1 protein-coding gene is annotated in these 1,236 nt (G+C 67.2%); it reads left to right on the forward strand.

Translation table 11 applies throughout. The features are described 5' to 3' along the window. Nucleotides 1–284 precede the first annotated feature (284 nt). Nucleotides 285–773, forward strand: coding sequence for a DUF2716 domain-containing protein (locus IE185_RS32815; protein WP_229843865.1), 489 nt, complete (start codon nucleotides 285–287; stop codon nucleotides 771–773). Nucleotides 774–1,236: the final 463 nt, after the last annotated feature.

A 1,236-nucleotide genomic window follows, 5' to 3' on the forward strand; every position in this document is an offset into this window, starting at 1 on the left:
AAGCCCGGATGCGTGCTCGACTCTCGCCGCCGACCGACGGGCGAGTGGGTGGGGCGCGGTAGCTCTAGGGGTGGTGCGGCCCCAGGCAAAGCGACTGCGGGAACGGTCGCTGGTGCCACACCGATGCACCGCCGCACCTGAACACCCACCCGGTGGTCGTCCGCCCTCCCGAGGCGACCAGCAGACCGTTTCAGCCAACCCGCTGACGGTGCGTTGGCGGTGACAGGGCGTCAATGATCTCTTCTATGACGACTCGATAAGATCATCGGATGACTGGAGAGCCCGTGGCCGTACTGTCGGAAGACGAGCACCGACGCGTGTGGGGGCGCTTCTACGAGGAGTTCGACTTTCGGCCGAGCATGAGCCCGTTCAAGTGGCCGGCCATCAAGGAGCCTTCCGCGTCGGTCACCTGGAGCCTGGACTCGCTGCCCGACGGTGAGCCGTACGAACCTTCGGATCACCTGGTCGGGGCGGTCAAGCGCGGGTTGACTTCCTGCGTCGGCCCACAGGGCACGCTGTTCGCGCTCGACTGGCAGCACACGTCGTACCGCTTCGCTCCGCACGAGGTCGGCGGGCCGGGACAGCAGCGGTGGCCTTTGAGCGCGTATCCCGACGGGGACTACTACATCTACCTCTCTGAAGACTTCCGCACAGGCAGCTTCGGGCATCCTTGGGAGCATTCGATCTGCCTGTTCGGTGAAGAACTCCTCGAAGCCGTATCGACAGAAATCGACAAGGTTCTCGGCCCTCCGATCCGCAGGCCCGGCAAGTAAAGGCCACCCGGACCGCTCGGCGTGCACCAAACTCGACACATGACGAACGCCGAGCCGACCAAGATGGCGTAAACCGGACAAACGAGCTGGCTGGCTGCGCGTTCGGCGCGGTTTGGTTCATTCCGCTGCGCCGACGAACTAGCCGCTGCACAGGTGCCTCACCACCCACTCACCCCAGCACCGGGTCTGTGGTGCGGCCGGCCACCGGTGGGGGTGGACGCCGAACCGGCCAGAGCCGCCCCGATCCACTGTCGCGCCCCACCCGCGCCAGCGACGGTCTGCCGGTCGCCCCGGGAGGGCGGCCGACCGCAGGGCTGGGTGTTCAGGTGCGTCGGTATGGCAGTGTCGCACCAGCGACCGTTCCCGCAGTCGCTTTGCCTGGGGCGGCACCACCTCTGAACCTGTCGCGCCCCACCCACTCGCCCGTCGGTCGGCGGCGAGAGTCGAGCACGCATCCGGGCTT

This window comes from Streptomyces chryseus (assembly GCF_014650755.1).
Taxonomy (GTDB): domain Bacteria; phylum Actinomycetota; class Actinomycetes; order Streptomycetales; family Streptomycetaceae; genus Streptomyces; species Streptomyces chryseus.